This is a genomic window from Halomonas ramblicola (genome assembly GCF_030409215.1).
In the GTDB taxonomy this organism is placed as follows: Bacteria; Pseudomonadota; Gammaproteobacteria; order Pseudomonadales; family Halomonadaceae; genus Halomonas; species Halomonas ramblicola.
Window position 1 is genome coordinate 180,941 of record NZ_JAUFPL010000025.1, and the last position, 683, is coordinate 181,623.

At 71.3% G+C, this 683-nt stretch carries 1 protein-coding gene; it reads left to right on the forward strand.

The window, feature by feature from the left end; genetic code table 11:
* A partial coding sequence (locus QWY80_RS09645; protein ID WP_290230783.1) for a universal stress protein occupies window positions 1-579 on the forward strand: 579 nt, incomplete at its 5' end.
* Window positions 580-683 lie beyond the last annotated feature (104 nt).

The following is a 683-nucleotide window of genomic DNA, read 5'->3' on the forward strand; positions in this document are numbered from 1 at the left end:
GTCGAGGACGGTGTGACCGAGCCGGGCAGCCGCCAGCGCAACGGCACCCTGGTGGAGACCCTGGAGGAGCTGGCCGACGAGATCCGCCTGCTGGTGGTGGGTAAGCGCGGCGAGACGGCCCACCAGGACAGCGGCCACCTGGGCTCCAACCTGGAGCGCGTGGTGCGCACCCTGCACCGGCCGATCCTGATGGTGCCCGACGCCTTCAAGCGGCCGGAGAAGGTGATGATCGCCTTCGACGGCAGCAAGACCACCCGCAAGGGGGTGGAGATGCTGGCGCGTAGCCCGCTGTTCGACGGCGTGCCGGTGCATGTGGTGATCGTCGGGGCCGAGACCGGCGACAACCGCTCGCAGTTCGACTGGGCACTGAAGACCCTGCGCGACGCCGGCCACGCGGCCGAGGGCGCCATCCGCGCCGGCGAGGTGGAGGCGACGCTGCGCGCCTACCAGGAGGAGCAGGGCATCGATCTGCTGGTGATGGGGGCCTACGGCCACTCGCGGATTCGCCACCTGCTGGTGGGTAGCACCACCACCGCCATGCTGCGCAAGGCCCAGGGACCGGTGCTGCTGCTGCGCTGAGACGCTGCTGCCACCCATGAAACGCCGCCGCCGATCCTCGAGGTCGGCGGCGGCGTCTCGTTTGGCGCAGGGCGGTCGACCGGCTCAGCCCTCTGCGGCCGTCG